At 62.9% G+C, this 25,603-nt stretch carries 24 protein-coding genes; 11 read left to right on the top strand and 13 right to left on the bottom strand.

The window, feature by feature from the left end:
- Positions 1-122: 122 nt before the first annotated feature.
- The 5 genes from tnaC to norV form a co-directional block, all read right to left on the bottom strand.
- Complete coding sequence (gene tnaC / locus AB5Y91_RS02155) at positions 123-185, bottom strand: tryptophanase leader peptide (protein ID WP_368168979.1); 63 nt, start codon at positions 183-185, stop codon at positions 123-125.
- Positions 186-355: 170 nt separating this feature from the next.
- On the bottom strand, positions 356-1,573 hold the full coding sequence (locus AB5Y91_RS02150; protein WP_368168960.1) for a 4Fe-4S binding protein: 1,218 nt from the start codon (positions 1,571-1,573) through the stop codon (positions 356-358).
- 141 nt (positions 1,574-1,714) lie between these two features.
- A complete protein-coding gene (locus AB5Y91_RS02145) occupies positions 1,715-2,053 on the bottom strand; it encodes a DUF1971 domain-containing protein (protein ID WP_368168959.1) in 339 nt (112 codons plus the stop codon).
- Positions 2,054-2,103: 50 nt separating this feature from the next.
- Positions 2,104-3,270: an NADH:flavorubredoxin reductase NorW gene (gene norW / locus AB5Y91_RS02140; protein WP_368168958.1), complete on the bottom strand. Its 1,167-nt coding sequence runs from the start codon at positions 3,268-3,270 to the stop codon at positions 2,104-2,106.
- A complete protein-coding gene (gene norV, locus AB5Y91_RS02135) occupies positions 3,267-4,814 on the bottom strand; it encodes an anaerobic nitric oxide reductase flavorubredoxin (RefSeq protein WP_368168957.1) in 1,548 nt (515 codons plus the stop codon). Before norV ends, norW begins: the two co-directional genes overlap by 4 nt.
- Positions 4,815-4,985: 171 nt before the next feature.
- On the opposite strand from norV, the gene norR reads away from it, so the two are divergent.
- Positions 4,986-6,509: a nitric oxide reductase transcriptional regulator NorR gene (norR, locus tag AB5Y91_RS02130; protein ID WP_368168956.1), complete on the top strand. Its 1,524-nt coding sequence runs from the start codon at positions 4,986-4,988 to the stop codon at positions 6,507-6,509.
- A gap of 72 nt (positions 6,510-6,581) precedes the next feature.
- On the opposite strand, the gene AB5Y91_RS02125 is transcribed toward norR, so the two are convergent.
- Positions 6,582-7,586, bottom strand: a complete 1,005-nt coding sequence (locus AB5Y91_RS02125) for a substrate-binding domain-containing protein (RefSeq protein WP_106885418.1) — start codon at positions 7,584-7,586, stop codon at positions 6,582-6,584.
- 435 nt (positions 7,587-8,021) lie between these two features.
- On the opposite strand from AB5Y91_RS02125, the gene AB5Y91_RS02120 reads away from it, so the two are divergent.
- From AB5Y91_RS02120 to AB5Y91_RS02095, 6 genes are all read left to right on the top strand, one after another.
- Positions 8,022-9,143 (top strand): branched-chain amino acid ABC transporter substrate-binding protein, encoded by a 1,122-nt coding sequence (locus tag AB5Y91_RS02120; protein WP_162520030.1) that lies wholly within the window; start codon positions 8,022-8,024, stop codon positions 9,141-9,143.
- Positions 9,144-9,209: 66 nt separating this feature from the next.
- Positions 9,210-10,136, top strand: a complete 927-nt coding sequence (gene livH / locus AB5Y91_RS02115) for a high-affinity branched-chain amino acid ABC transporter permease LivH (RefSeq protein ID WP_289987523.1) — start codon at positions 9,210-9,212, stop codon at positions 10,134-10,136.
- Positions 10,136-11,404: a high-affinity branched-chain amino acid ABC transporter permease LivM gene (locus tag AB5Y91_RS02110; protein WP_162627384.1), complete on the top strand. Its 1,269-nt coding sequence runs from the start codon at positions 10,136-10,138 to the stop codon at positions 11,402-11,404. Before livH ends, AB5Y91_RS02110 begins: the two co-directional genes overlap by 1 nt.
- On the top strand, positions 11,401-12,186 hold the full coding sequence (livG, locus tag AB5Y91_RS02105) for a high-affinity branched-chain amino acid ABC transporter ATP-binding protein LivG (RefSeq protein WP_111913035.1): 786 nt from the start codon (positions 11,401-11,403) through the stop codon (positions 12,184-12,186). Before AB5Y91_RS02110 ends, livG begins: the two co-directional genes overlap by 4 nt.
- 10 nt (positions 12,187-12,196) lie before the next feature.
- Complete coding sequence (locus tag AB5Y91_RS02100) at positions 12,197-12,898, top strand: ABC transporter ATP-binding protein (RefSeq protein WP_106885413.1); 702 nt, start codon at positions 12,197-12,199, stop codon at positions 12,896-12,898.
- Between the two features lie 2 nt (positions 12,899-12,900).
- Complete coding sequence (locus tag AB5Y91_RS02095) at positions 12,901-13,746, top strand: helix-turn-helix domain-containing protein (RefSeq protein WP_368168955.1); 846 nt, start codon at positions 12,901-12,903, stop codon at positions 13,744-13,746.
- On the opposite strand, the gene AB5Y91_RS02090 is transcribed toward AB5Y91_RS02095, so the two are convergent.
- The gene (locus AB5Y91_RS02090) at positions 13,725-14,318 is read right to left on the bottom strand and encodes a LysE family translocator (protein WP_368168954.1); all 594 of its coding nucleotides are present in this window, start codon (positions 14,316-14,318) and stop codon (positions 13,725-13,727) included. The genes AB5Y91_RS02095 and AB5Y91_RS02090 overlap by 22 nt on opposite strands.
- Positions 14,319-14,485: 167 nt before the next feature.
- On the opposite strand from AB5Y91_RS02090, the gene glpE reads away from it, so the two are divergent.
- Positions 14,486-14,809: a thiosulfate sulfurtransferase GlpE gene (gene glpE / locus AB5Y91_RS02085; protein WP_025328822.1), complete on the top strand. Its 324-nt coding sequence runs from the start codon at positions 14,486-14,488 to the stop codon at positions 14,807-14,809.
- Positions 14,810-14,838: 29 nt separating this feature from the next.
- A complete protein-coding gene (gene glpG, locus AB5Y91_RS02080; RefSeq protein WP_368168978.1) occupies positions 14,839-15,672 on the top strand; it encodes a rhomboid family intramembrane serine protease GlpG in 834 nt (277 codons plus the stop codon).
- 76 nt (positions 15,673-15,748) lie between these two features.
- Here the strand turns inward: glpG and AB5Y91_RS02075 are convergent, their stop codons facing one another.
- Positions 15,749-18,166, bottom strand: coding sequence for a VolA/Pla-1 family phospholipase (locus AB5Y91_RS02075; protein WP_368168953.1), 2,418 nt, complete (start codon positions 18,164-18,166; stop codon positions 15,749-15,751).
- A 302-nt stretch (positions 18,167-18,468) separates the two neighbouring features.
- Here AB5Y91_RS02075 and AB5Y91_RS02070 point away from each other — a divergent pair, with 302 nt between their 5' ends.
- Entirely contained in the window at positions 18,469-18,726 is a 258-nt protein-coding gene (locus AB5Y91_RS02070; RefSeq protein WP_025328825.1) for an accessory factor UbiK family protein, read from the top strand.
- 197 nt (positions 18,727-18,923) lie between these two features.
- Here AB5Y91_RS02070 and fre read toward each other — a convergent pair whose 3' ends face one another.
- The 5 genes from fre to trxA form a co-directional block, all read right to left on the bottom strand.
- Entirely contained in the window at positions 18,924-19,622 is a 699-nt protein-coding gene (fre, locus tag AB5Y91_RS02065; protein WP_025328826.1) for an NAD(P)H-flavin reductase, read from the bottom strand.
- A gap of 154 nt (positions 19,623-19,776) precedes the next feature.
- Positions 19,777-21,246, bottom strand: a complete 1,470-nt coding sequence (gene ubiD, locus AB5Y91_RS02060) for a 4-hydroxy-3-polyprenylbenzoate decarboxylase (RefSeq protein ID WP_025328827.1) — start codon at positions 21,244-21,246, stop codon at positions 19,777-19,779.
- A gap of 33 nt (positions 21,247-21,279) precedes the next feature.
- Positions 21,280-22,284, bottom strand: coding sequence for a hypothetical protein (locus AB5Y91_RS02055; protein ID WP_368168952.1), 1,005 nt, complete (start codon positions 22,282-22,284; stop codon positions 21,280-21,282).
- Between the two features lie 108 nt (positions 22,285-22,392).
- A complete protein-coding gene (rho, locus tag AB5Y91_RS02050) occupies positions 22,393-23,658 on the bottom strand; it encodes a transcription termination factor Rho (protein WP_041206691.1) in 1,266 nt (421 codons plus the stop codon).
- Between the two features lie 206 nt (positions 23,659-23,864).
- On the bottom strand, positions 23,865-24,191 hold the full coding sequence (gene trxA, locus AB5Y91_RS02045) for a thioredoxin TrxA (protein WP_025328829.1): 327 nt from the start codon (positions 24,189-24,191) through the stop codon (positions 23,865-23,867).
- A 113-nt stretch (positions 24,192-24,304) separates the two neighbouring features.
- On the opposite strand from trxA, the gene rhlB reads away from it, so the two are divergent.
- On the top strand, positions 24,305-25,594 hold the full coding sequence (gene rhlB, locus AB5Y91_RS02040; RefSeq protein ID WP_106885407.1) for an ATP-dependent RNA helicase RhlB: 1,290 nt from the start codon (positions 24,305-24,307) through the stop codon (positions 25,592-25,594).
- The last annotated feature ends 9 nt before the right edge of the window (positions 25,595-25,603 follow it).

The following is a 25,603-nucleotide window of genomic DNA, read 5'->3' as shown; positions in this document are numbered from 1 at the left end:
GAGATCGGGTGCACGACATCGCCTCGCCAATAAACAAGACGAGAACAGGTGCAGACTATTTCAGATCAGGTATGCAGACGGGCCGGTCACATCTCGATGAATGCACAGACACCGCGGGGATATTACAGCGGGAAGAAGAAAGCGATTTTATGATCCAGGGTAAACCACTTGGGCGAAGCGATCATGGTAGCCATGTTGTTGCTCATCTGGTTGGAATTAACAACGTTGAATAACCCGATCCATTATGGAGAGCCCCCGCCCATGATCAATTGCCACTTCCACGATTTGGGATGGCGCTAACAGTTTGGCGGGGAATATTTATACAGCCCTGGTCAGGGTCCCCGTCAGCGGCGGCTTAGTGGTTCAACCAGGGCAGCCGTTGCAGCAGCCAGTATCGATCCGCCAGGCTGGTCTGGCTGACCCAGAGATCCAGCAGGCCGTGGGCCAGCAGCGGCAGCATCAGCAACAGCAGATAGAGCAACCCCAGCAGCCGCTGGGGGCTGAGCCGGCGATGGGGCGTGCCGAGGTGCAGCGCATCGGCACGTTTGGGGCAGGCGGCCACACAGCTCAGGCAGCCGCTGCACTCCAGGCTGCGCACCGCGATGAGTCGGTGCACCTGAATGCGGGAGGGACAGGCGCGGGAGCACCTGTCACAGTCATGGCCCGCACTGCGCAGGCAGCGGGCCGGATCCCGGCGGATGCGCAGCGGGGTCAGCAGGCCGAGCAGGGCCAGCCAGGCGCCATAGGGGCAGAGATAGCGGCAGAACCCCTGCCGGAAGGCGGCGGTCAGCAGCAGCACCCAGCCCAGGCAAGCCCCGGAGAGCAGGTTCAGGTTGAAGAAGAAGGCCCCCATCTTCATGTCCGCCGCCTGATGGTAGGGGCTGGCGAGATAGCCGGGCAGAGCGGCGCCGGGCACCGCGATCAGCACGATAAACAGCAGGAAGCCGAGCACCAGAAACTTCTGGGCCCGCAGCAGCCCATCGAGCCAGAGGGGGGGCGTCCACTCCCCCGGCAGCAGGCGGCTGCGCAGACGATACAGCCACTCCCCCACCAGCCCGAGCGGGCAGAACCAGGCGCAGAACGCCCGCCCCAGCAACAGGGCCGACAGGCTGAGCACCAGCACTGTCACCGTCGCCGCCGGATGGTGCGGATCCGCGATGCCCTGGCCGAGCCAGGCCCGTAGCCCGAGCCCGCCGGCGATGGGCAGGAAGCCGTCGACCACGTCGGGGCGCACCAGCCAGGGGGTCTCCCCCTGCCCCAACTGCCAGAGATGGAGCCCATACTGCAGCGCCACCAGCCCCCAGCAGAGCAGCAGCAGGTGGCGGGTCCAGGCCCGCAGCGGCTGGCTGTTGATCCCGCCGAGTACCGGCAGCGGCCGGTATCTGTGCCACAGGGCGAGGGGGACGACCACCAGCCCCAACCCGATCCAGAGCAGGCTGTCCGCCACCAGCAACCAGAGCATGAGCAGCAGGCCGAGGGCAAGACGCCACTGCCAGCTCGATCGCGCCTGCCACGCCAGCAGCACCAGATAGACCAGGCCAGCCACCATGGTCATGGCTTCAATCAGGCTCATGCATCTCCCTCATAGCACTCATTCGGATAAGGGGGCAGGATAACGAACATCTGAATTGATTATTTTGATCTGCATGGGCAGAGGGGCCATTCATCAGGATGGATCCCACCGGCGCTCACCCTTTGCGACTGTTGAACCTTATTATTTTCGGCTGTTGAACAGGGGCTGATCCGACGAACCCTGCTCGGCCCAGAAGTGGATATTGAAGCGAGCATCCTCCGACAGCTCGACCCTGTGCCAGTACTGGGGCGGGCTGGTGGCAAACTCCCCGGCCCGGATCACCAGGCTCAGCTCCGGCTGTTCGGCCTGTTCGTCGGCAAAGCCGTGATAGGTGACGGTGCCCTCCATCACGCAGAGCTGGCCGAACACCCCGGCCGCCGTGTTGTGGTGGCTGAGCAGGGCCTGGGGCACATTCTCGCGGGTGAAGAAGGGGGTGGAGCGACGCACCACCCAGTGAGACGGAATCAGTTGCATGGCCATATCAGTTCTCCTCGAATGGCCGGTCTGCCCGGCCTTGAATAGTTGGCGGATCAGCGGGGCAGCTGACGCAGCAGCGGGAAGGCGGCGCTCATCTGATCCCCACCCACCACGAAGCCGCACAGCTCGCCATCTTCCCCGCGCGCCTCGGCCACCAGGCCCTGGCTGTTCCAGCGGCACTGCCAGGCGAGATCCTCGCCCTGGGTGCGGCCCGCCAGCTGCAAGGGATAGCGCGGCGTCTTCACCTTTATCAGCATGGGGGGCAGGATAAGCGGGGTCGGGGTGCCGAGCAGGGTGCGCGCCAGCGCATTGGCCCCCAGCACTATGGGTTGCAGGAAGGGGAGCAGCTGGCCCCGCCACTGCACGCAATCCCCCAGCGCGAAGATATGGGGATCGCTGGTCTGCAAGCTGTCGTCGACCAGGATGCCACGCTCCACCTCCAGCCCGGCCCCCCGGGCCAGGGCCAGATTCGGCCGCAGGCCGATCGCGGCGATCACCAGATCCTGCTCGCAGGTGCGGCCGTCGGTCAGGGTCACTCGCCAGCCATCGCCGGGCTGGGCGTCCATTCTGGCAATACCCGTCCCGAACTGCAGACTGACCCCCTGACTGCGCAGCGCCTGTTGCAGCGGCTGGGTCAGGGTGGCAGGCAGCAGAGCGCTGAGCGGGCTGTCGGCCAGATCCACCAGCGTCACCTCTTTTCCTGCGCTCGCCATGTCCATCGCCAGCTCGCAGCCAATCAGCCCGGCCCCCAATATCATGATGCGTCTGGCCTGCTGGATCAGCCCCTCGGCGGCGGCGTACTCCTGCTGGCTGTTGAGGGTCACCAGATGCTCGCTGCCCGGTATCTCGGGGCGCGCCGCACTGGCGCCGGTGGCCAGCACCAGCTGGCCGTAGGGGAAGCTGCCCTGCGAGGTCAACAGGGTGCGCCGGGTGGGATCTATGCCGAGAACCTGGCAGTGGGGCAGCAGCGTGATGCGCTGCTGCTCGGCAAAGTCGCTGCCGCTCTGCCGGGTCATGGCGGCGGCGGCACAGCCCCGGCTCACCACGTGGCTCAAGTCCGGCTTGTTGTACTCGTCGCCGCTGTCGGCGGTGATGAGACGGATGGGCTGCACCCCATCCAGCTTGCGCAAACTCTTGACCAGCTGCTGGGCGGCAAAGCCGCTGCCGATCACCACTATCTCCCGGCTGGCACCGGCGTCACTCAGGGTTGCTGCATTCATACACAGGCCTCCGCCCCACAGGGTTCAAATACCTCCTTGCCGATGCCGCAGCCCGGGCAGAGGAAGCTGTCAGGTACCTGTGCCCAGGGAGTGCCCGGCGCCACCAGCTGATCCGGCTCCCCCTGGGCCGGGTCATAGACCCACTGGCAGACGGTGCAGAGCATGGGCTGATCGTCGTCCCATTCAGCGGCGGCCGGTGCGGCTTGCGGCGCCTTGGCGATCACGGGGGCAGGCGTCACCGCAGTCTGAGTTGTGGAAAAAACTGGGACACCCACCTCAACTCCTACCTCAACTACCGGAGCCGCTGCGGCGCTAGTTGTGATGATTGGACGGGGCGCTTCCAGCGGATGCAGGGCCCACTGGCGGGCGAGTTGACGGCCGTGCTCGCGGCACAGGGCCAGCGCCGAGCCATCCGGGCGCCACTTGGCCTTGAGGGAGAGGCTGATGTCGAATCCCGCATCCATCAGCCGGGTCTGGATCCTGTCCACCGCACCGCCGGTCCAGCCGTAGCTGCCGAAGGCCGAGGCCCGCTTGTTACGGAAGCGCAGGCCGGTGATCTCTTCGAGCATGCCCGCCACCTTGGGCATCATGACGTTGTTCATGGTGGAAGAGCCCACCAGCACTCCCTTGGAGCGGAACACCTGGGTCAGGATCTCGTTCTTGTCGTGGCGGGCCACGTTGAAGATCTTCACCGCCACCCCCGGGTCCACCTCGTGGATGCCCTGGGCGATGGCGTCGGCCATCATGCGGGTGTTGTTGGACATGGAGTCGTAGAAGAGGGTGATGCGGTCTTCCTGATAGTGGTCGGCCCACTCCAGGTATTTCAGGATGATCTGGGTGGGGTCCTCGCGCCAGACGATGCCGTGGGAGGTAGCCACCATGCTCACCGGCAGGTTGAAGCCGAGCACTTCCTTGATCTTGGCGGTCACCAGCGGGCTGAAGGGGGTGAGTATGTTGGCGTAGTAGCGCTGGCACTGCTCCATCAGCTCAACCTGATCCACCTCATCGTTGAACAGGTGCTCGTCGCAGTAGTGCTGGCCGAAGGCGTCGTTGGAGAACAACACTGCGTCCTCCGTCATATAGGTCATCATGCTGTCGGGCCAGTGCAGCATGGGGGTCTCGATAAACACCAGCTGCTTGCCGTTGCCTATGTCCAGGCTGTCGCCGGTTTTCACCGGCTGGAAGTTCCACTCCGGATGATGATGGTGACCTGTGATGGAGTCGATGGCGTTGTGGGTGCAGTAGATGGGGGTGCCGGGGATACGGGCCATCAGCTCGGTCAGGGCGCCGGCGTGATCCTCCTCGGCGTGGTTGATCACCACATAATCGATAGAAGCGAGATCGATCTCCGCCGCCAGATTCTGCACGAACTCCCGGCTGAACTTGTGATCGACTGTGTCGATCAGCACGTTCTTCCCTTCGCGGATGAGGTAGCTGTTGTAGCTGGTGCCCTTGTGGGTCTTGTACTCGGTGCCGTGGAAGTCGCGCACCTCCCAGTCTCGTTGGCCGACCCAGTGGATGTTGTTCTTGACGTGAATGCTCATCAGGCAGTTCCTCAGCAGGCAATAGTGAATGTGTGACTGAATTCCCTATTGCAGCGGACGTGCCAACTTATAACTTATTGTTTTTACTAGATTACAATATCTGTCATTGTTATTTAGACAGCCCCTCTCTATAGTCAAAATCACAAATAAACTGTCATTTGGACAATCATCGTGATCTCGACCGACAGCCTGGCGCGCATCGCCCTCGACCTGCAACTCGGCATCTCCCACCAGGACAGGTTCCACCGTCTGATCCAGAGCGTGCGCAGCCTGCTGCACTCCGATGCCTCTGCCCTGCTGCGCTATGAGGGGGGCCAGTTCATCCCGCTCGCCATCGACGGCCTGATGCAGGACGTGCTGGGCCGCCGCTTCGCCCTCAAGGATCACCCGCGCATGGAGGCCATAGCCCGCGCTGGCGACGTGGTGCGCTTTCCCGCCGACAGCTCCCTGCCCGACCCCTACGACGGTCTGATCCCGGATCACGACGACTTCAAGGTACACGCCTGCGTAGGCCTGCCACTCTTCTCAGATCAGACCCTCATCGGTGCCCTGACCATAGACGGCATGAACCCGACCCAGTTCGACGGCATCAGCGACGAGGAGTTGCGGCTGGTGGGGGCCCTGGCCGCCGCCGCCCTCAGCAACGCCCTGCTGCTGGAACGCCTCGCCCGCCAAAGCAGCGAGCCCCTCGCCTCAGCCCCCCATGCCGAGGGCCAGCCGGAGATGATAGGCCACTCCCCCGCCATGGCCCGGCTGCGCCACGAGATAGACGTGGTGGCGAGCTCGGAGCTGAACGTGCTGATTTTGGGGGAGACGGGGGTGGGCAAGGAGCTGATCGCCAAGGCGGTGCATCAGGGCTCACCCCGCGCCGGCGCGCCCCTGGTCTATCTCAACTGCGCCGCCCTGCCGGAGTCGGTGGCCGAAAGCGAGCTGTTCGGTCACGTGAAGGGGGCCTTCACCGGCGCCATCCACAACAGGGCTGGCAAGTTCGAGCTGGCGGACAAGGGCACCCTGTTTCTGGACGAGATTGGCGAGCTGTCGCTGGCGCTGCAGGCCAAGCTGCTGCGGGTGCTGCAATACGGGGATCTGCAGCGCATAGGTGACGACACCCCCCTCAAGGTCAATGTGCGCATCCTGGCGGCCACCAACCGGGATCTGAAGCAGGCTGTGGTCGAGGGGCAGTTTCGAAGCGATCTCTACCACCGCCTGAGCGTCTTCCCGATCCTGGCCCCGGCGCTGCGGGAACGCCCCGGCGACATTCCCCTGCTGGCCGGTTATTTTTGCGAACGCTGCCGGGTCAGCCTGGGGCTGGAGCGGCTGCGCATCCTGCCCGGGGCGCTGGCACTGCTCGAGGGTCACGACTGGCCGGGCAACGTGCGCGAACTCGAGCACGCCATCCACAGAGCCGCCGTGCTGGCCAGGGCCGAACAGGGCAGCCAGTCCCCGGCCCTGGATGCCCACCACTTCAATCTGGGGGCGGCGGTCTCGCCGCCGCCTGCCGCCAGCACGGCCACCCCGGCCCCGTCCGTCGCCACCGGCCTCGGCCTGCGCGCCGCCACCGACGCCTTCCAGCTCCAGCTGATAGAGCAGACCCTGGCGGCCCAGGACGGCAACTGGGCCGCCACCGCCCGGGTGCTGGCGCTGGACGGCGGCAACCTGCACCGGCTCGCCAGGCGGCTCGGCCTCAAGCCCTGAGGGGCGACGCCGGGCCCCAAAAACAAAAACCCCCTCGCGAGGGAGGGGGTTTGGGGACAACCGAAGTGGCGATCAGCGCAGGGACTTGACCGAGCGACGAACGATCAGCTCGGGCTGAACCGTCATGGACTCGACTTCCAGGGCCTTGTTGCGGATCCGGCTCACCAGATGCTGCACCGCCAGCAGGCCCAGCTCGGCCTTGGGGTGGCGAATGGTGGTGAGCGGCGGGCTGGAGAAGCGCGCCATCTCCACATCGTCGTAGCCGATCATGGAGATGTCGTCCGGCACCTTGACCCCGGCTTCCCAGGCGGCGCAGATGGCACCTATGGCCATGGGATCGTCGAAGGCAAACACCGCCGTCGGCCGCGGCTTGAGGGCCAGGATCCGCTGCATGGCATCGTAGCCGCTCTGGCTCTCGTAGTCCCCTTCGAAGATCTGCTCGTCCTTCAGGGTCAGGCCATGCTCGCCCAGGGCGTCACGCACCCCGTCCAAGCGCTGCTGGGTGGTCGGCTTGTCGATCTGGCCCGTGATGCAGACGATCTCGGTGTGACCCTGCTCCAGCAGATGACGCACGGCCAGGCGCGCACCAATGCGGGCGTTGTCGTTGATCACGTTGGCAAAGTCGCACTCGGTTCCCCAGTCCAGTACCACCTGGGGCACGTTCTTGTGGATCCGCAGCATGTCCCGCAGCGGGGTGTCGATGTCGGTCCCCAGCACCAGCAAGCCGTCGACCCGCTTCTCCATCAACATGCGCAGATAGTGCTGCTGACGGGGGGGCTGGTTCTCGGTGTTGCACAGGATCAGGCTGTAACCCTGTTCGAAGCAGTAGGCTTCCACCCCTTGCACCACTTCCGCGAAGAAGGGGTTGGCACTGGTGGTGACCAGCATGCCTATGGTCTTGGTCGAGTTGATCTTGAGGCTGCGCGCTACCGAATTGGGCGCGTAGTTGAGTTCTGCCACCGCCTCAAGCACTTTCTGGGTTGCATCTTCGCTGACCCGACGGGTGTGATTGAGTACATGTGAGACGGTGGAGATGGATACGCCTGCCCTGGAGGCGACATCCTTGATAGTGGCCATCTCTGTCTCCTGAATAACAAAGGCGGAACAGTAGCAGATTTCCCGAATAAAGGCTTGGTTTTAACGAGAGCTGCCAGCGAATTGTCAATCTTGGCTAATCTAGGCGGTCATTTCTTTTTGCGCAAACGGAATTTGGTCAAAATGAGAGCGGACGCAGAATGAAATATCGTCAGTTTATTACTCTGAAAATTGTCACCGTGACAATTTGTTGTCAGTATGTTAATCGACATATGCGATATTAAACTCCAAAATATAAACATAAGCAGGGCATTTGTTTCATAAAAGCCCTACCCAACCCGTTCCGGTTAGTATCTTTAACATCTTGTTATTGCACGGCGAGGAATGATAGAACCTTATCTATTGCCGGGCTGGCGGGACACAGGCTCGGAATGACACACGGAAAATGAAACAATCCACTGATTAAGGGACGAATCAATGAATAACTTGAGCAAAATGGCAGTCAGGGCAGCGGTTTCTTTGGCTCTGTTTGGATCAGTCTCCATGGCCAATGCGGCCGATACCATCAAGATCGGCATCGCCGGCCCCCTGACCGGCCCGGTCGCCCAGTACGGTGACATGCAGTTCACCGGCGGCAAGATGGCGGTCGAGCAGATCAACAAGGCGGGCGGCATCAAGGGCAAACAGATCGAAGCCGTCATCTATGACGACGCCTGCGATCCCAAGCAGGCCGTGGCCATCGCCAACAAGGTGATCAACGACGGCGTCAAGTTCGTGGTCGGCCACCTCTGCTCAGACAACACCCTGCCCGCCTCCGACATCTATGAAGATGAAGGTGTGCTGATGGTGACCCCGGCCTCCACCAACCCCAAGATCACCGAGCGTGGCTACCAGCTGACCATGCGCACCATTGGCCTGGACAGCGACCAGGGCCCGACCGCCGCCAAGTACATCATCGAGCAGGTCAAACCCCAGCGCGTGGCCGTCATCCACGACAAGAAGCAGTACGGTGAAGGCATCGCCTCCAGCGTCAAGGCGGCGCTGGACAAGGCTGGCGTCAAGGTAGTGGCATTCGAAGGCATCACCGCCGGGGACAAGGACTTCTCCGCCCTGATCGCCAAGCTGCAGAAAGAGAACGTGGACTTCGTCTACTACGGCGGCTACCACCCGGAGCTGGGCCTGATCCTGCGCCAGGCTGGCGAGAAGGGTCTGAAAGCCAAGTTCATGGGCCCGGAAGGTGTGGGTAACAAGGACATCTCCGCCATCGGCGGCCCGGCCTCCGAAGGCCTGCTGGTCACCCTGCCGAACAAGTACGACCTGCTGCCTGCCAACGCCTCCATAGTAGAAGCCTTCAAGGCCAAGGGTCAGGACTCCTCGGGCCCCTTCGTCTGGACCACCTACGCGGCCATGCAAGCTCTGGCAGCCGGTATCGCCAAGGCGGGTGAAGATGATCCCGCTGCCGTGGCTGCCGCCATGAAGGCCGCACCGATCGACACCGTCATGGGTCCCCTGACCTGGGCACCGAACGGTGACCTGAAGGGCTTCGAATTCGGTGTCTTCCAGTGGCACGCCGACGGTACCTCCACTCAACTCAAATAATCTGCCGGTCGGGGGTGACAAGCGTCACCCCCTCCTTTCTTTGCGGGCAAGTACAGGGAACGCAGTATGTCCGAACACCTTCTTTATCTGGTTCAGCAGCTGCTGAACGGGTTAACCATAGGTAGCACCTATGCGTTGATCGCCATCGGCTACACCATGGTCTACGGCATCATAGGCATGATCAACTTCGCCCACGGCGAGGTCTACATGATCGGCTCCTATGTCGCCTTCATGGTGATGGCCGGGCTCATGATGATGGGCATCGACAGCACAGTGCTGCTGCTGGGCGGCGCCTTTCTGATCAGTATCCTCATCACAGGCAGCTATGGTTGGACCATAGAGCGGGTCGCCTATCGCCCGCTGCGGGGCGGCAATCGCCTCATCCCCCTCATCTCCGCCATCGGCATGTCGATCTTCTTGCAGAACATGATGCGAATGGCCCAGGGCTCGCGCGATATCGCCATGCCCACCCTGATCTCCGGGGGTTGGACCTTGGGCGGTGAGGACGGCTTCCAGGCCAGCCTCTCCTACATGCAGCTCATCATCTTCGTGGTGACCTTCATCACCATGCTGGCGCTGACCCAGTTCATCAACCGCTCCCGCATGGGCCGCGCCTGTCGCGCCTGTTCGGAAGACATCAAGATGGCCAACCTGCTGGGCATAGACACCCATGTGGTCATCTCCATCACCTTCGTGCTGGGGGCCGCCCTGGCCGCCGTCGCGGGCGTGCTGCTCGGCATGTATTACGGCGTCATCAACCCCTATCTCGGCTTTATGGCTGGTCTCAAGGCGTTTACGGCAGCGGTATTGGGCGGCATCGGCAGCATTCCTGGCGCCGTGATCGGTGGCCTGCTGCTCGGCGTGGTCGAGGCGCTCACCGCCGGTTACCTCAGCACCGAGTACAAGGATGTGATGGCCTTCGCCCTGCTCATCTTCGTGTTGCTCTTCATGCCCACCGGCATTCTCGGCCGTCCGGAAGTGGAGAAAGTCTGATGAAACGTCAATTTATCCATGCCTGCATCGCCAGCCTGATGCTGCTGGTGCTCTCCTTCTGGCTGCTCGGCTTCAAGCTGGAGACCGATGGCTCCCGCCTGTTGGTGGTGAGCCGGCTCGATGTCTCCCTGGCCTGGCTGCTGGGGGGCGCCACCATCGTCTTCTGGTTCCAGATGCTGCGCGGCCAGATCAGTCGCCTGTTCCAGGCCTCCATCAGCGGCTTCTCCGTCGGCTTCACCAAGCTGGTGCTGCCGAGCCCGGAGGAGGCGCCAAAGCTCTACAACCTCACCGCCATCCTGGTGCTGTTGTTTGCAGTCAGCTGGCCCTTCATGGCGTCCCGCGGTGCCATCGATCTCGCCACCCTGGCCCTCATCTACATCATGCTGGGGCTGGGGCTGAACGTGGTGGTGGGCCTCGCCGGCCTGCTGGATCTCGGTTACGTCGGCTTCTACGCGGTCGGTGCCTACAGCTACGCCCTGCTCAACACCTACTTCGGCCTGAGCTTCTGGGAGTGCCTGCCCATCGCCGGCCTGATGGCGGCCACCTTCGGCTTCCTGCTCGGCTTCCCTGTGTTGCGGCTGCGGGGGGACTATCTGGCCATAGTCACCCTGGGCTTTGGCGAGATCATCCGTATCCTGCTCAACAACATGACCACTCTGACCGGCGGCCCGAACGGGATCTCCGGCATTCCCAAGCCGACCCTGGGCGGCCTGGAGTTCAACCGCACCGTCAAGGATGGGGGCTTTGGCACCTTCCACGACTTCTTCGGCATCGCCTACAACGCCAACCACAAGGTGATCTTCCTCTACCTGATGGCGCTGGTGCTGGTGGTGGCGACCCTGTTCGTCATCAACCGCCTGCTGCGCATGCCGCTGGGCCGGGCCTGGGAAGCGCTGCGGGAAGACGAGATCGCCTGCAAGTCGCTGGGGCTCAACCCCACCATCATCAAGCTGACCGCCTTCACCATAGGCGCCTGCTTCGCGGGCTTCGCCGGTAGCTTCTTCGCCTCGCGCCAGGGCTTCATCAGCCCGGAGTCCTTTGTCTTCATCGAGTCGGCCATAGTCCTCGCGATCGTGGTACTGGGGGGCATGGGCTCCCAGATCGGGGTGGTGCTGGCAGCCATCGTGATGACGGTACTGCCGGAGCTGGCCCGTGAGTTCAACGAGTACCGCATGCTGATGTTCGGCCTCTTGATGGTGTTCATGATGATCTGGCGGCCGCAGGGACTGCTGCCCATGAGCCGACCCCATATGGAGCTGCGCAAATGAGCAAGCTGAACAATACCAACAACAAATTGCTCGACGTCTCTGACCTGTCGATGCGCTTCGGCGGCCTGCTGGCGGTCAACGGCGTCAAGCTGGATGTGGACAAGGGCGAGGTGATCTCCATCATAGGCCCCAATGGGGCGGGCAAGACCACCATCTTCAACTGCCTGACCGGTTTCTACCGCCCGACCGGCGGTACCATCCGCTACCGTGGCGAGGAGATCCAGGGGCTGCCCGGCCACCTCATCGCCCGCAAGGGCATAGTGCGTACCTTCCAGCACGTGCGCCTGTTCAAGGAGATGACGGCGGTGGAGAACCTGCTGGTGGCCCAGCACAGGCATCTCAATACCGGCTTCATCGCCGGGCTGTTCAAGACCCCGGCCTTCCGCCGCGCCGAGAAAGAGGGGCTGGAGCAGTCCGCCTTCTGGCTGGAGAAGGTGGGTCTCAAGGATCTCGCCAACCGTCCCGCCGGCAACCTGGCCTATGGCCAGCAACGTCGCCTCGAGATCGCCCGCTGCATGGCGACCCGGCCCGAGCTGCTGATGCTGGATGAGCCGGCCGCCGGCCTCAACCCGCACGAGACCGACGAGCTCAACGACCTCATCTCCAACCTGAGGGACGAGTTTGGCGTGTCAGTATTGTTGATAGAGCACGATATGAAGCTGGTGATGGAGATCTCCAACCGCATCTTCGTGGTGAACCAGGGTACCCCGCTGGCCCATGGCAAACCGGACGAGATCCGCAACAACCCGGCCGTGATCAAGGCCTATCTGGGCGAGTCGTAAGGAAATCAAGATGTTAGAACTTCGCAACGTATCGACCCACTACGGCAAGATCCAGGCGCTGCACGACGTCAGCGTCGAGATAAAAGAGGGGGAAATCGTCACCCTGATCGGCGCCAACGGCGCCGGCAAGACCACCTTGCTGATGACGCTCTGTGGCGAACCCAAGCCCAGCAGCGGCAGCATCTGGTTCGAGGGGGAGCAGATAGACTCCCTCAGCACGGCCCGCATCATGCGCAAGGACATCGCAGTGGTGCCTGAGGGGCGCCGCATCTTCGCCCGCCTGACGGTGCAGGAGAACCTGCTGATGGGAGCCTTCTTCGTCGACAAGGCCGAGCAACCTGCACTGCTGGATCAGGTGTTCACCATGTTCCCCCGGCTGCACGAGCGGCTGGAGCAGCGGGCGGGCACCATGTCCGGCGGCGAGCAGCAGATGCTGGCCATAGGCCGGGCCCTGATGAGCAAGCCGCGCCTGCTGCTGCTGGACGAACCCTCCCTGGGGCTGGCCCCCATCATCATCCAGCAGATCTTCGACACCATAGAGCAGCTGCGCCAGAAGGGGATGACCATCTTCCTGGTGGAGCAGAACGCCAACCAGGCGCTCAAGCTGGCGGATCGGGGCTATGTGCTGGAAAACGGCCGGGTGGTACTGCAAGACACGGGGGCGGCCCTGCTCGCCAACCCGGCAGTGCGCCAGGCCTATCTCGGCGGCTGATCATGAGCAGGACAGAGGCAGGGCCGGACAGACACAGCTTCTGGCACGACCCTGCCCTGCCCTTCCTCGAGGCGCGGGCGGTGCAGGATGGCCGCCACGTCTGCTACGACAAGCACAGCCACGCCCACTTCTCCATCGGCGCCATCACCGGCGGCCACAGCCACTACCTCAACCAGCGGAGCCTTCAGGAGGTCGGCCCGGGTTCCCTGGTGCTGATGAACCCGGAGGAGGTGCACGCCTGCAACCCCATCGCCGACCAGCCCTGGTCCTATCTGATGTTCTACCTCGATACCGACTGGCTGCGCGGTCAGCAGGAGGAGGCCGGCCTCGGCAGCGAGTTTAGGCCCTTCGACATGACGGCGAGCCGGGATCCCCTGCTCTACCAGGGCTTGCAGCACCTCCATCACCAGCTGGTGCAGGCGCCGGATCCCCTGGCCCGCGAGGTGGCCTGCCACCTGTTCAGTCGCCAGTTGCTGGCCAGGCTCACCCCGGCACGCTGGGACGATCGCCCGCCCCAGCACCTGCAACGGGCCGCCGAGCTGATGCAGGACGACAGCGCCAGCCCCCTCAGCCTGTCACAGCTGAGCGCCGTGGCCGGGCTCACCCCCTCCCACTTCGTGCGCGCCTTCAGCCAGCATTACGGCATGACCCCCCACGCCTATCTGCTGGACAGGCGCATCCGCCACGCCCGCACCCTGCTCAAACAGGGGCAGCCCCTGGCCGAGGTCGCCCTGGCCAGCGGCTTTGCGGATCAGGCCCACTTCCAGCGCCAGTTCAAGCGCCGGGTCGCCGCCACCCCGGGCCAGTACAGGACCCAGCTCGCCCGTCAGGCTGAACGCACCAGATAGGCGGCGCTGAGCAGCAGCAAGAGCGCCATGGCCCGGTTGAACCAGCGCAGTCGGCGAGGCACCAGCAGCAGCCCCTGCATGCAACTGCCGGCATAGGCCCAGCAGGCGATGGAGCCGAGGCAGATCACCAGATAGAGAGAGGTAAACAGGGCTATCTGCCCCAGCCCGCCGGCGACGCCATAGGCCCCCATCCCCATGCTGGCCGCCAGCCAGGCCTTGGGGTTGAGCCACTGCATCAGGGCCCCGTACCAGAAGGCGGGTGGCGCCCCCTCGACCCGCTCCAGTTGCCCCCCGTCCACCAGCAGCTGCCAGGCCATGTAACAGAGAAAGAGCACGCCGCCCCAGTGGATGGCGCCCGCCGCCACCGGCCACCGGGACAGGGCACCGCCGAGGCCCAGCCCCATCAGCAGGAGCAGCAGTATGAAACCGAGGGTCGCTCCCACCACGTGGCGCAGGCTGGCCGGGAAGCCGTAACGGGCGCCGGTGCCGAGGGCGACCAGGTTGACTGGCCCCGGGGAGATGGACATGGCCAGGGCAAACCCGGACATGGACAACAACAGACTGATTTCCATGGATGATGCTCACGCAAAGGATTGAGCCACCAGCCTATCCGGCCCGTCCGGGCCGATATTGAAGGAAATTGCGATCCCGCGGCACATGGCAAGGCACACTGCGGGCTTAGCGCTAGCCACGGCTTGCGGTAAACTGGCCCTCAATCATCTATTTGCAGGACATCTCAATGGACCAGTTTGCCCATATCAGCGCCCAGGATGCCCACCAGAAGCTGGAGGCCGGTGAGGCCCGTCTCGTGGACATTCGCGATCCCCAATCCTTCGAGACGGCCCACGCGGTCGGCGCCTTCCACCTCACCAACGGTTCCCTGGTTCGCTTCATGAACGAGGTGGACTTCGACACCCCCGTCATAGTGATGTGCTATCACGGCAACAGCAGCCAGGGGGCGGCCCAGTATCTGCTGCAACAGGGCTATGACGCCGTCTACAGCCTGGACGGCGGCTTCGAGGCCTGGCGCAGGGAGTTCCCGATCCAGGCTGGCGACGCATGACAGGGGCGGGCCACTCCTCCCCGGCCGGCATGATCCAGCTGCTGGTACTGGGTGACGCCCGCATGGCCCAGGCGCTGGTGGATTACCTCGCCACCCTGGGCATCTCGTGCGAGCTGACCCAGTCCGAGCTCGGCGTCTCGGTCTGGCTGGCGGACGAGCAGCGCCTCGCCCAGGCCCAGCTGGAGGTGAAGCGCTTCCTGAGCGATCCCAATCACCCCCGCTACATGGAGGCCTCCTGGCAGTCCGGCCGGGCGGATGCCCGCATCGACTACAGCAAGGGGATGACGGATCCCGTCACCGACTTCCTCCACCAGGCGGGCCCCCTGACCCTGGTGGTCATCATCGCCTGCCTGGCCATCTATGCCCTCGACGCCATAGGCCTGCCCATCTTCGACGAGCTGGCGTTCCACCCGACCCTGGCCCAGTTCACCGACTGGCAGGCCTGGCGCTACGTCACCCCGGCCTTCATCCACTTCTCGGTGCTGCACCTGGTGTTCAACCTGCTGTGGTGGTGGTATCTCGGCGGCCAGATCGAGCAGCGGCTCGGCAGCGGCAAGCTGTTTATCCTGCTCATCGTTGGAGCAGCATTACCCAATATCGCCGAGTTCTTCGTGAGCGGCCCGCGCTTTGGCGGCCTCTCCGGCGTGGTCTATGCCCTGCTCGGCTACAGCTGGATGCGGGCCAGACTGCAGCCCGCCTGCGGCCTCACCATGCCGCCAGCCCTGATGGGCTTCATGCTGATCTGGCTGGTGCTCGGCTTCTTCGACATGCTCGGCACCAGCACCGCCAACATGGCGCATCTGGTGGGCCTGCTGGTCGGCCTGCTGCAAGGCTGGCTGGACAGGCACCACAGGCCCGCCTGACGCACTTCCCCGCTGGCACCATCACCAGAAACGAAAACGCCGCCCCAAGGGGCGGCGTTGTTATTGGCTGGCTGGCTTACTGCTTGAGCAGGCTGGCGTCGGTCACCTTGACCAGAGCACCGTCGCTCGCGAAGAAGCTGCCGAACTGGGTCTGCATTTCTGTGGTGACGGCGCTGGTCGGATCGAAGTTCTCGTCCGGTGCCAGCAGCGAGCTGTGCCCCCCGGCCACGAAGCGGGCCGCGTGGTGGTTGGCGGCGCCGGTGGCGGTCAGGGGTTGCAGGGCCAGCACCTTGAACAGCGGCTCGGTGCCACCCAGGGGGGCGGTGGCAATGCTGTTCGGGATAACCCGATCCGACAGGCTCAGGGCGCCGTCGCCGACGACTTCGGTGGCAAACAGCGGGAAGTCCGCCGCTATGCCGCGACCCAGGTTGATCGGATCAGCCGAATCCAGCACCGACTGGGCCGCGAAGCTGTAGCTCTGCAGGGTACCGGCCGCGCTCGCCTGGGTGGCGGCGTCCAGGCTCGGCAGGAACTCGTTGACGAAGCAGGTCGGCGCCGCCGTCTTGCAGTTCGGCGCATAGGCGGTGAAGGCCGTCTTCAGGGCGGCACTGCCACCGGTCAGCACGCTCATCTGGATGGTCGGGCCAAAGGTCGGTGAGTTCAGCAGCAGCGGGGCTATGCCGCCACCCGGCATGGCCAGGCCGCCGGTGGTGAATTTGAACAGGGCATCCGCCTGGGCGTTGCCGATGTGCTGGTTGGCCACCGCCAGCAGGTTGGCCCCCGCGATGGCACCCAGGGAGTGACCCAGGAAGTGCACCTTGAGGCCCTTCTGACCGATAGCACCCTTGGCATTGGCCAGACCCACCGCCAGACGCAGGCCCAGCAGATCCGCCACGCTCTGTTTCAGGTTGTCCCGCGCCACCGTCAGGTAGCTCAGGTTCAGGTAAGGGGTCGGGTTCTTATCCGTGGTGACAGAGTCCGGACTGCCGGTCAGGGCGAAGCCACGCTCCCCGTGCAGCGGATGATCGATCACCACCACGGCCACGTTCTTCTTTGCCTGGGCGCCAGCACCGATCTGACTCAGCGCCAGGGCGTAGGCATTCTCCTTCACCGAGGTGACGCCGTGCTGATAGATGATCACGTCGGTGATGGTCTTCAGGTCATTGGTTGCGGCAAAGATCCGCATCGGCACGGACTGCACCTCTTCCAGCTTGGGCAGCGGGTTGAAGCGGCCTATGTTCATCTCGGGATCCAGCGCCTTGCCACCGGAGGTGAGGGTCACCCCGATCAGCTTGCTCGCCTCCGCCAGCAGCTCGGCCTGACGGCTGGGATCGGCGATGAGCTCGCCCAGCAGGGCCGGATCCACACCGGCGCCCACCAGACCGCCGATCACCTCGGCATCCTGTACCTTCAGCGCATTGGCGATGGCATAGAGGCTGGGGATGGCACCATGCCAGGACTGGGTCCTGGCCTTGTCCCAGGAGCCGGCAGTGGCCGGAGAGGAGAGGAAGTAGGGCAGCTTGACCGTACCGGTAAAGACCTGGGTCATACCGGCAAGACCTTTCAATTGCGGGTTAGCTTCAACGGCGGCGGCAATGGCATCTTTCTGCTCTTGCGGCAGGAACTGCTCCGCATCCAGCTGGGTCAGGAAGGTGTTGCTGCCGGTCACGGCCAGGGTATAGGTGCCGGGCAGGCTGGTGTTGCCCAGGGCATCCTGCTTCCACAGGGCGGCAGCGTCCAAGGTCGGGCTCTTGAGCACGGAAGCGGCCGCGCCTTTCACCGCCACCAGCACGTCGGCACCGGACTGGGTACCGAACCAGTCGGAGAAGATCACGTGATCGCTGGTGATGCCGGTGGCCGCCTTGAACAACCCTTCCTGCAGCGCTATCAGGCCGCTGATGGTCTGCTCCTGGGCATTGCTGCCGGTGGTGCTCTTGTAGTTGCTATAGTCGCTGCCCGCCCGCAGGGGGTTGCCGCTGCTGTCCTTGAGCGAATCGGTCGCCACTATCATGTAGTAGGAAGAGGGATTGAGCGGCTTGAGCGGCACCAGGTTCAGCTTGCCCGCCGACTCGGCGACCACGAAGTCCACCCCGTAGGCCAGCACCTTCTTCACACCACTCGGGCGCAGGGCGGCGCTGTCGAACTCCAGCTCCAGCAGGTAGAGCGGGGCCACCGAGGCACCAAATTCGGCGGCGGACGGCGCCTTGACTGTGATGCCCGAGGCAGTCACTGGCACTATCTGGACCGCCTGGGTAGTGGACCAGCCATCCAGGGTGGAGAGGGCTGAGACTGGATTGGAGAGATCGGCCGTTTCGGTCGAGAACTTCAGGGTGCCGTCACTGGCACGGGCGGCCAGGGCGCTGGGGCGCGCCGCATTGGTGCCGCTCAGCAGATAATCGAGATAGCTTGAGGTATCGCCTTTGTTTTCGTCACTGCCACCACAACCGCTCAGCAGCGCACTGACGACTGCCGCGTAAATTAGCTTCTTTTTCATATCCTTATCTCTTTATATGTTGTTATCCATGATGAGCCTGACGGGGTAGGGTCCAAACCCGACCGAGTCATATTAACAGCAACGCAACAATTAATAAGCCTCTGGTCGGTCATCTGATCTGATTTTTTTGTGTACAACATCAAGGAATTGGAATTGATCCCCGGCGCCAGAGGGTAACAGCCTTCCCCTTATCACCAGACCCGACCAGAACCTTTCAGCGCCAGTGGCGCAAAAAGCCACCCCGATCTCGGCAAAGGGGGGGATTTGTCGGTAGAATGGCGCCATTGCTTAAGGAGAACCCCATGATCGACCCGAAAAAACTGGAAGAGATCGCCAAACAGATACACAACGCCCTGCCGCCCGGCATTCGCAGCATGGGTGAAGAGGTGGAGAAGAAGACTCGTCAGGTGCTGCAGGCTCAGCTCAACAAGCTGGATCTGGTGAGCCGCGAGGAGTTTGATGTGCAGACCAAGGTGCTGCTGCGCACCCGGGAGAAGCTGACCGCCCTCGAGGCCAAGCTGGCCCAGCTGGAACAGCAACTCGGGGCCAAGGGCGAGTAATCTCGCCGAACGTCGGGCCAGCACCACCCCCCTCGACGGCACATAAAACAAACCCCAGCCAGGCTGGGGTTTGTTGTTTCTGATGCCCGAGGGGGGCCGATACGGGCTGGCAAACCAGGTTGCTCACCCCCTCATCCCCACCCCTTCTCCCGCGAGGGGAGAAGGGAGCAGATCGGCGCTCCTCGGCTAGACGGTGATCAGATGAACTCGTAGGCGTCGCCGAAGATGCGCTCGGGCTCGGCCCCCAGCACCTTGAACTCCTCGCGGGCGGCACCCGCCATCTCGAAGCGACCGGCCACATAGATGTCGTAGTCATGCAGGCTGACGAAGTCATCCATGATGGCCTTGTGCACCAGACCGGTCTTGCCGGTCCAGTCCGCTTGTGGCTCCTGCACCACGGGGATGAAGGTCAGCGGCGCATAGTCGCGCTCCCACTGCTGCATCAGCCCCTGCTCATAGAGCCAGTGCGCCTGGCGCACGCCCCAGTAGAGGAACACCGGGCGCTTGCTGCCGGTATCGATCAGATACTCCAGGATGGCGCGGGCGTAGGAGAAGCCGGTGCCGCCTGCCATCAGGATCAGGGGGCGCGGCGATTCGTCACGCAGGAAGGCCTTGCCCGCCGCCAGTTCGATCTCGATCTCCCCTTGCTCGCGCATGCGGGCCAGCACCTGACCGGCGTAGGCGTTCTCCGGGGTGGCACCGATCTGCAGCTCCAGCACACCGGAGCGGGTCGGCGAGTTGGCGATGGAGAAGGGGCGCTTGTCCGAATCGCTCATCACCACCAGCAGATACTGGCCAGGCTTGAAGCTCACCGCTTGCTGCGGCGTCAGGGCCACGTGCCAGATGGTGTCGACATATTCGCGCAGTTCCTCTACGCGGCACTTGATACGTTGCATTCTTGTCCTTGTGAGGGGCCTGCCCGGCCCGCTTCGCTCATGGTTTCACTGTTTTCTGGCGACCAGCTTGTGGTCAAGTCAGTCGAGCATACCCAATTCGGCACGGCAATACCGCACTTTTGCGTCGACATGGCCGCCAACCCGGGCGGGTCGCTCAGTCGAGGATCTTCAACTCGTCCCAGATCCCGTCGATCTTCTGCTTCACCGCCTCGTCCTGGACTATGGGCTGACCCCACTCCCGGTTGCTCTCCCCCGGCCACTTGTTGGTGGCATCCAGCCCCATCTTGGAGCCGAGCCCCGAGACCGGCGAGGCGAAGTCGAGATAGTCGATGGGCGTGTGTTCGATCAAGGTGGTGTCCCGCGCCGGGTCCATCCGGGTGGTGATGGCCCAGATCACGTCCTTCCAGTCCCGGGCGTTAATGTCGTCGTCGCAGACGATCACGAACTTGGTATACATGAACTGGCGCAGGAAGGACCAGACCCCCAGCATCACCCGCTTGGCATGGCCGGGATAGCGCTTCTTGATGGTCACCACCGCCATCCGGTAGGAGCAGCCTTCCGGCGGCAGGTAGAAGTCCACGATTTCGGGGAACTGCTTCTGCAGCAGCGGCACGAACACCTCGTTCAGCGCCACCCCGAGCACAGCCGGCTCATCGGGCGGACGGCCGGTGTAAGTGCTGTGATAGATGGCATCGCGGCGCATTGTCATGTGGGTGATGGTGAACACCGGGAACTCGTCCACCTCGTTGTAGTAGCCGGTGTGATCCCCGTAGGGACCCTCGGGTGCCATCTCCCCCGGCTCCAGATAGCCTTCCAGCACGATTTCGGCGCTGGCGGGCACCTCGAGATCGCAGCTCAGGGCCTTCACCACCTCGGTGCGGCTGCCCCGCAGCAGGCCGGCGAAGGCGTACTCGGAGAGGCTGTCCGGCACCGGCGTCACGGCGCCGAGTATGGTCGCAGGATCGGCGCCGAGCGCCACCGCCACCGGGAAACGTTCACCCGGGTGGGCCTCCTGCCACTCGCGAAAATCGATGGCGCCGCCGCGGTGATCCAGCCAGCGCATGATGAGCTTGTTCTTGCCGATCTTCTGCTGACGGTAGATGCCGAGGTTCTGGCGCTTCTTGTAGGGGCCTCGGGTAATGGTCAGCCCCCAGGTCACCAGGGGCGCCACATCGCCGGGCCAGCAGTGCTGGATGGGGATCTGGTCCAGATCCACCGCGTCCCCCTCCAGCACCACCTGCTGACAGGGGGCGGAGGAGAGCCGCTTGGTCGGCATGTTGAGCACCTGCTTGAAGATCGGCAGCTTCTCCATCAGCTCCTTGAGACCACGGGGCGGCTCGGGCTCTTTCAGGTAGGAGAGCCAGACCCCGACCTGGCGAAGGGCACCGACGTTGGGCTGGCCCATGCCCATGGCGACCCGATCCGGGGTGCCGAACAGGTTGGTCAGCACCGGCATGGAGTAGCCTTTGGGATTCTCGAACAGCAGGGCCGGGCCGCCCGCACGCAGGGTGCGGTCGCTGATCTCGGTCATCTCCAGATAGGGGTCTATCTCGCGGCTGATGCGCTTGAGCTGTCCGGTTTGTTCCAGCTGCGCGATGAAATCACGCAAGTCCTTGTATTTCATGCAGGTACCCTAGCGGGGTCAGGAGGTTCCGCATTATAACCCTGGCCGCGCATCCGGTGTACCCGTATCGGGCAGCATGACGGACGAGGCGTGACGTCGCTCCTGCCGGGTGAGCCTGTCCGCCAGCTGACCCAGCAGCCTGGGCTCGTCCATTTGCAGCAAGAGACCGGCCACCAGGCCGCCATACTGGTGCTTGCCGAGCTCCGCCAGCAGATATTGCTGGGCACCGTCCGGCAGCGGCGAGAGCCGGCTGAGCTGCTGCAGGGCGGGGATCATCAGCCGCCCGTTGCGGCTGGCGGCGATCAGCAGATCGCTCGCCTCCTGGCCGGTATGGAAGCGGGGAATGGAGTGCAGGGCCGCCAGGCTGTCGTGATCCACAGGCTGGCGCCACAGCTTCAGGTACAGCGCGGTATCGCCGGTCCGCTCGATGAGGTGCAGCAGCAACTGGTTGTCAGGCAGGAAGAGGTTGAGGGAGGCGAGCCGGTCGGCCTCGCGCCGCAGCACCGGGGTGGGCTGATCATCGAGCACACTCAGCAGCGCCTGCTGCTGCCGGGCCAGCTCAGGATTGCGGCTGTAGTAGAGCTGCTTGTAGTCGAAGCGGTTCTGCTCGAGCAGTTGGCGGTAGTTGTCCTGCCAGGCCAGCTGCTGCCAGTGGTTGAGCACCAGCCGGGCCTCGGCGGCAAAATCATAAGCGGGCAGCTGGACCAGGAAACCGTCCACCTCCCCCTCCACCAGCCATTGCGGCGCCTTGGCGGCTTGCTTGCGCACCCAGGCCAGCAGGGCGGGGCTGGGGGCATCCGATGACTTGAGCCCGCTCAGCAGCTGATGCAGCAAATACTCCCGCTGCCCCACCGCCAGACTCTCCAGCAGGGCATCCATGGCGTCAAACTGGCCGAGGGCCAGCCGGCCGTTCAGATATTCACTGTGACCTTGCAACCCCTCGTCAGCCACCAGCGGCGCCCGCTGCGGCGGGAGCGAATCGGCCTGCACCGGGGCGGCCAGCATCCAGCAGAGCCCTATGAGAAATACCAGCTTCATGACGTCCCTGTCCTTGTGACATCGAGGCTCACATACTACTAAGCCAGCCGTGAAATAGATAAACAAAAACCGCGACCTGGGCCGCGGTTCTGTCATTCCAAGATGCAGTTATTTCTGCTGACGCTTCATGGAGTCGAAGAACTCGTCATTGGTCTTGGTGGCTGCCAGCTTGTCGATGAGGAACTCGATGCTGTCGATCTCGCCCATGGGGTGAATGATCTTGCGCAGTATCCACATTTTCTGCAGCTCGTCCGGCGCGGTCAGCAGCTCTTCCTTGCGGGTGCCGGAGCGGGTGATGTCGATGGCCGGGTAGACACGCTTCTCGGCAATCTTGCGCGAGAGGTGCAGTTCCATGTTGCCGGTACCCTTGAACTCTTCGTAGATGACTTCATCCATCTTGGAGCCGGTATCCACCAGTGCGGTGGCGATGATGGTCAGGCTGCCGCCTTCCTCAACGTTACGGGCGGCACCGAAGAAGCGCTTGGGCCTGTGCAGGGCGTTGGCGTCCACACCACCGGTCAGTACCTTGCCGGATGAGGGGATGACGGTGTTGTAGGCACGGGCCAGACGGGTGATGGAGTCCAGCAGGATCACCACGTCCTTCTTGTGTTCGACCAGGCGCTTGGCCTTCTCGATCACCATGTCGGCAACCTGAACGTGGCGCGAAGCAGGTTCGTCGAAGGTGGAGGCGATCACTTCACCCTTCACCATGCGCTGCATCTCGGTCACTTCTTCCGGACGCTCGTCGATGAGCAGCACGATCAGTTCACAGTCCGGGTGGTTGTAGGCGATGCTCTGGGCGATGTTCTGCAGCAGCATGGTCTTACCGGCCTTGGGTGGCGCCACGATCAGGCCACGCTGGCCTTTACCTATGGGGGCAGCCAGGTCCAGCACGCGGGCTGTGATGTCTTCGGTCGAGCCGTTGCCGCGCTCCATGCGCAGACGCTCGTTGGCGTGCAGCGGAGTCAGGTTCTCGAACAGGATCTTGTTGCGGACGTTTTCCGGGCGGTCGTAGTTGACCTCGTTGACCTTGAGCAGCGCGAAATAACGTTCGCCCTCTTTCGGTGGCCGGATCTTGCCGGAAACTGTATCGCCGGTTCGCAGGTTGAAACGGCGGATCTGGCTCGGGGAGACGTAGATATCGTCCGGACCGGCCAGATAGGAGCCGTCTGCGCTGCGCAGGAAGCCAAAGCCGTCGGTCAGGATTTCCAGCACACCGTCGCCAAAGATATCCTCGCCACCCTTGGCGTGCGCCTTGAGGATCGCGAAGATGATGTCTTTCTTGTGCGCCCGAGCCAGATTTTCCAACCCCATGGATTCGCCAAGCTGTACCAGCTCAGACACAGGAGTGTTCTTTAGTTCAGTCAGATTCATAGTGGTGAAAGTCTGTAAGCAAGGATTGAAATGAGGAGACAGTCTGCTGGATTGATGCTGATCGGATTTGACTTGCCAGGCTGCTGTTAAGCAAGGAGTCAGGCAAAAAGGTTAGCAAACGAGCGATAAACTAGCACCAATCGGGATGAGCGTCTAGGTGATAAAACACAAGGAGCGCATTATTGCAATGCGCTCCTTCTTGATTATTACAGGTTACCGTCCAGGAACTCTTTCAGCTGAGTCTTGGACAGGGCGCCGACCTTGGTCGCTGCCACTTCGCCATTCTTGAACAGCAAGAGGGTCGGGATACCGCGAATGCCATACTTGGGCGGAGTGTCGGCGTTATGATCGATGTTCAATTTCGCCACTGTCACGCGACCGGCATATTCTTGGGCGACTTCGTTCAGGATCGGGGCAATCATCTTGCACGGACCGCACCATTCAGCCCAGAAATCGACCAGAACGGGGCTGTCGGCTTTGATTACATCGGCCTCGAAGCTGGCATCGCTCAGCTGAACAATCTTGTCACTCATCTCCAACTCCAGTCAGTAATTAAGGCTTTATTGATGGTTCAACAAAGGCAATAGTTGCCCTATTTGAAATGATCCTGTTTATTATTGCAAGCCTAACCTGATAACCTACCGCCATGAGCAAAACACATCTAACGACCGAAAAATTCGCCCAAATGGGCCTCGAACCCGAAGTTCTGGCTGGTCTGGAATCAAAGGGATTTCACTATTGTACGCCCATCCAGGCACTGTCTCTGCCCCTGCTGGTAGAAGGCCATGACCTCGCCGGTCAGGCCCAGACGGGGACCGGCAAGACCCTTGCCTTCCTGGCCGCGACCTTCAACTATTTATTGACCCATCCCCTGACCAGGCCGCGCCTCGTCAACCAGCCCCGCGCCATCATCATGGCCCCGACCCGGGAGCTGGCGGTCCAGATCTACAACGATGCAGAAGGCATGTCTGCCTCCACCGGGCTCAAGCTCGGTCTCGCCTATGGTGGCGAAGGCTATGACAAGCAGCTGGCCGTGCTGGAACAGGGTGTCGACATCCTGATCGGAACCACAGGCCGCATCATCGACTACTTCAAGTCCAAGGTGATCGATCTGGGCAACATCCAGGTCGTGGTGCTGGATGAAGCGGATCGCATGTTCGATCTCGGCTTCATCAAGGACATCCGCTTCCTGTTCCGCCGCATGCCCCCCGCCACCGAGCGTCTGAGCATGCTGTTCTCCGCCACCCTCTCCCTGCGGGTGCAGGAGCTGGCCTACGAGCACATGAACCACCCGGAACACGTGCAGATAGAGCCGGAACAGATGACGGGCGTGCGCATCAAGGAGGAGCTGTTCTACCCCTCCAACGAAGACAAGATGCTGCTGTTGCTCTCCCTGATGGAAGAGGAGTGGCCGGAAAAGGCCATCGTCTTCGCCAACACCAAGCATGTCTGCGAAGACGTGCATGCGTGGCTGGAGAATGACGGCCACCGCGTCGGCCTGCTGACCGGTGACGTGCCGCAGAAGAAGCGGATGAAGATCCTGGAAGACTTCACCAAGGGCACCCTGGACATCCTGGTCGCCACCGACGTGGCCGCCCGTGGTCTGCACATCCCCGACGTGACCCACGTCTTCAACTACGACTTGCCCGACGATGCCGAAGACTATGTACACCGTATCGGTCGTACCGGTCGTGCCGGCAAGAGCGGTCACTCCATCAGCCTGGCCTGTGAAGACTATGCCTTCAACCTGCCGGCCATCGAGGAGTACATCCATCACGCCATCCCGGTCAGCAAGTACGATCGCGACTCCCTGCTGGATGATGTGACCGCCCCGAAACGGGTGTTCCGCAACCGTCAGCCGGTGAACCGCAACATGCGGGATCGCCAGGGTGGTGGCAACAGCAACAACCGCCGCCGTCCGCCACGCAAGAACTAAGGGACTGGC

Origin of the sequence: Aeromonas sp. R4-3 (genome assembly GCF_040908275.1) — a bacterium.
Taxonomy (GTDB): domain Bacteria; phylum Pseudomonadota; class Gammaproteobacteria; order Enterobacterales; family Aeromonadaceae; genus Aeromonas; species Aeromonas rivipollensis.
The sequence above is the reverse complement of the archived record's forward strand: the minus strand, read 5'-3'. Positions and strand labels throughout refer to the sequence as shown.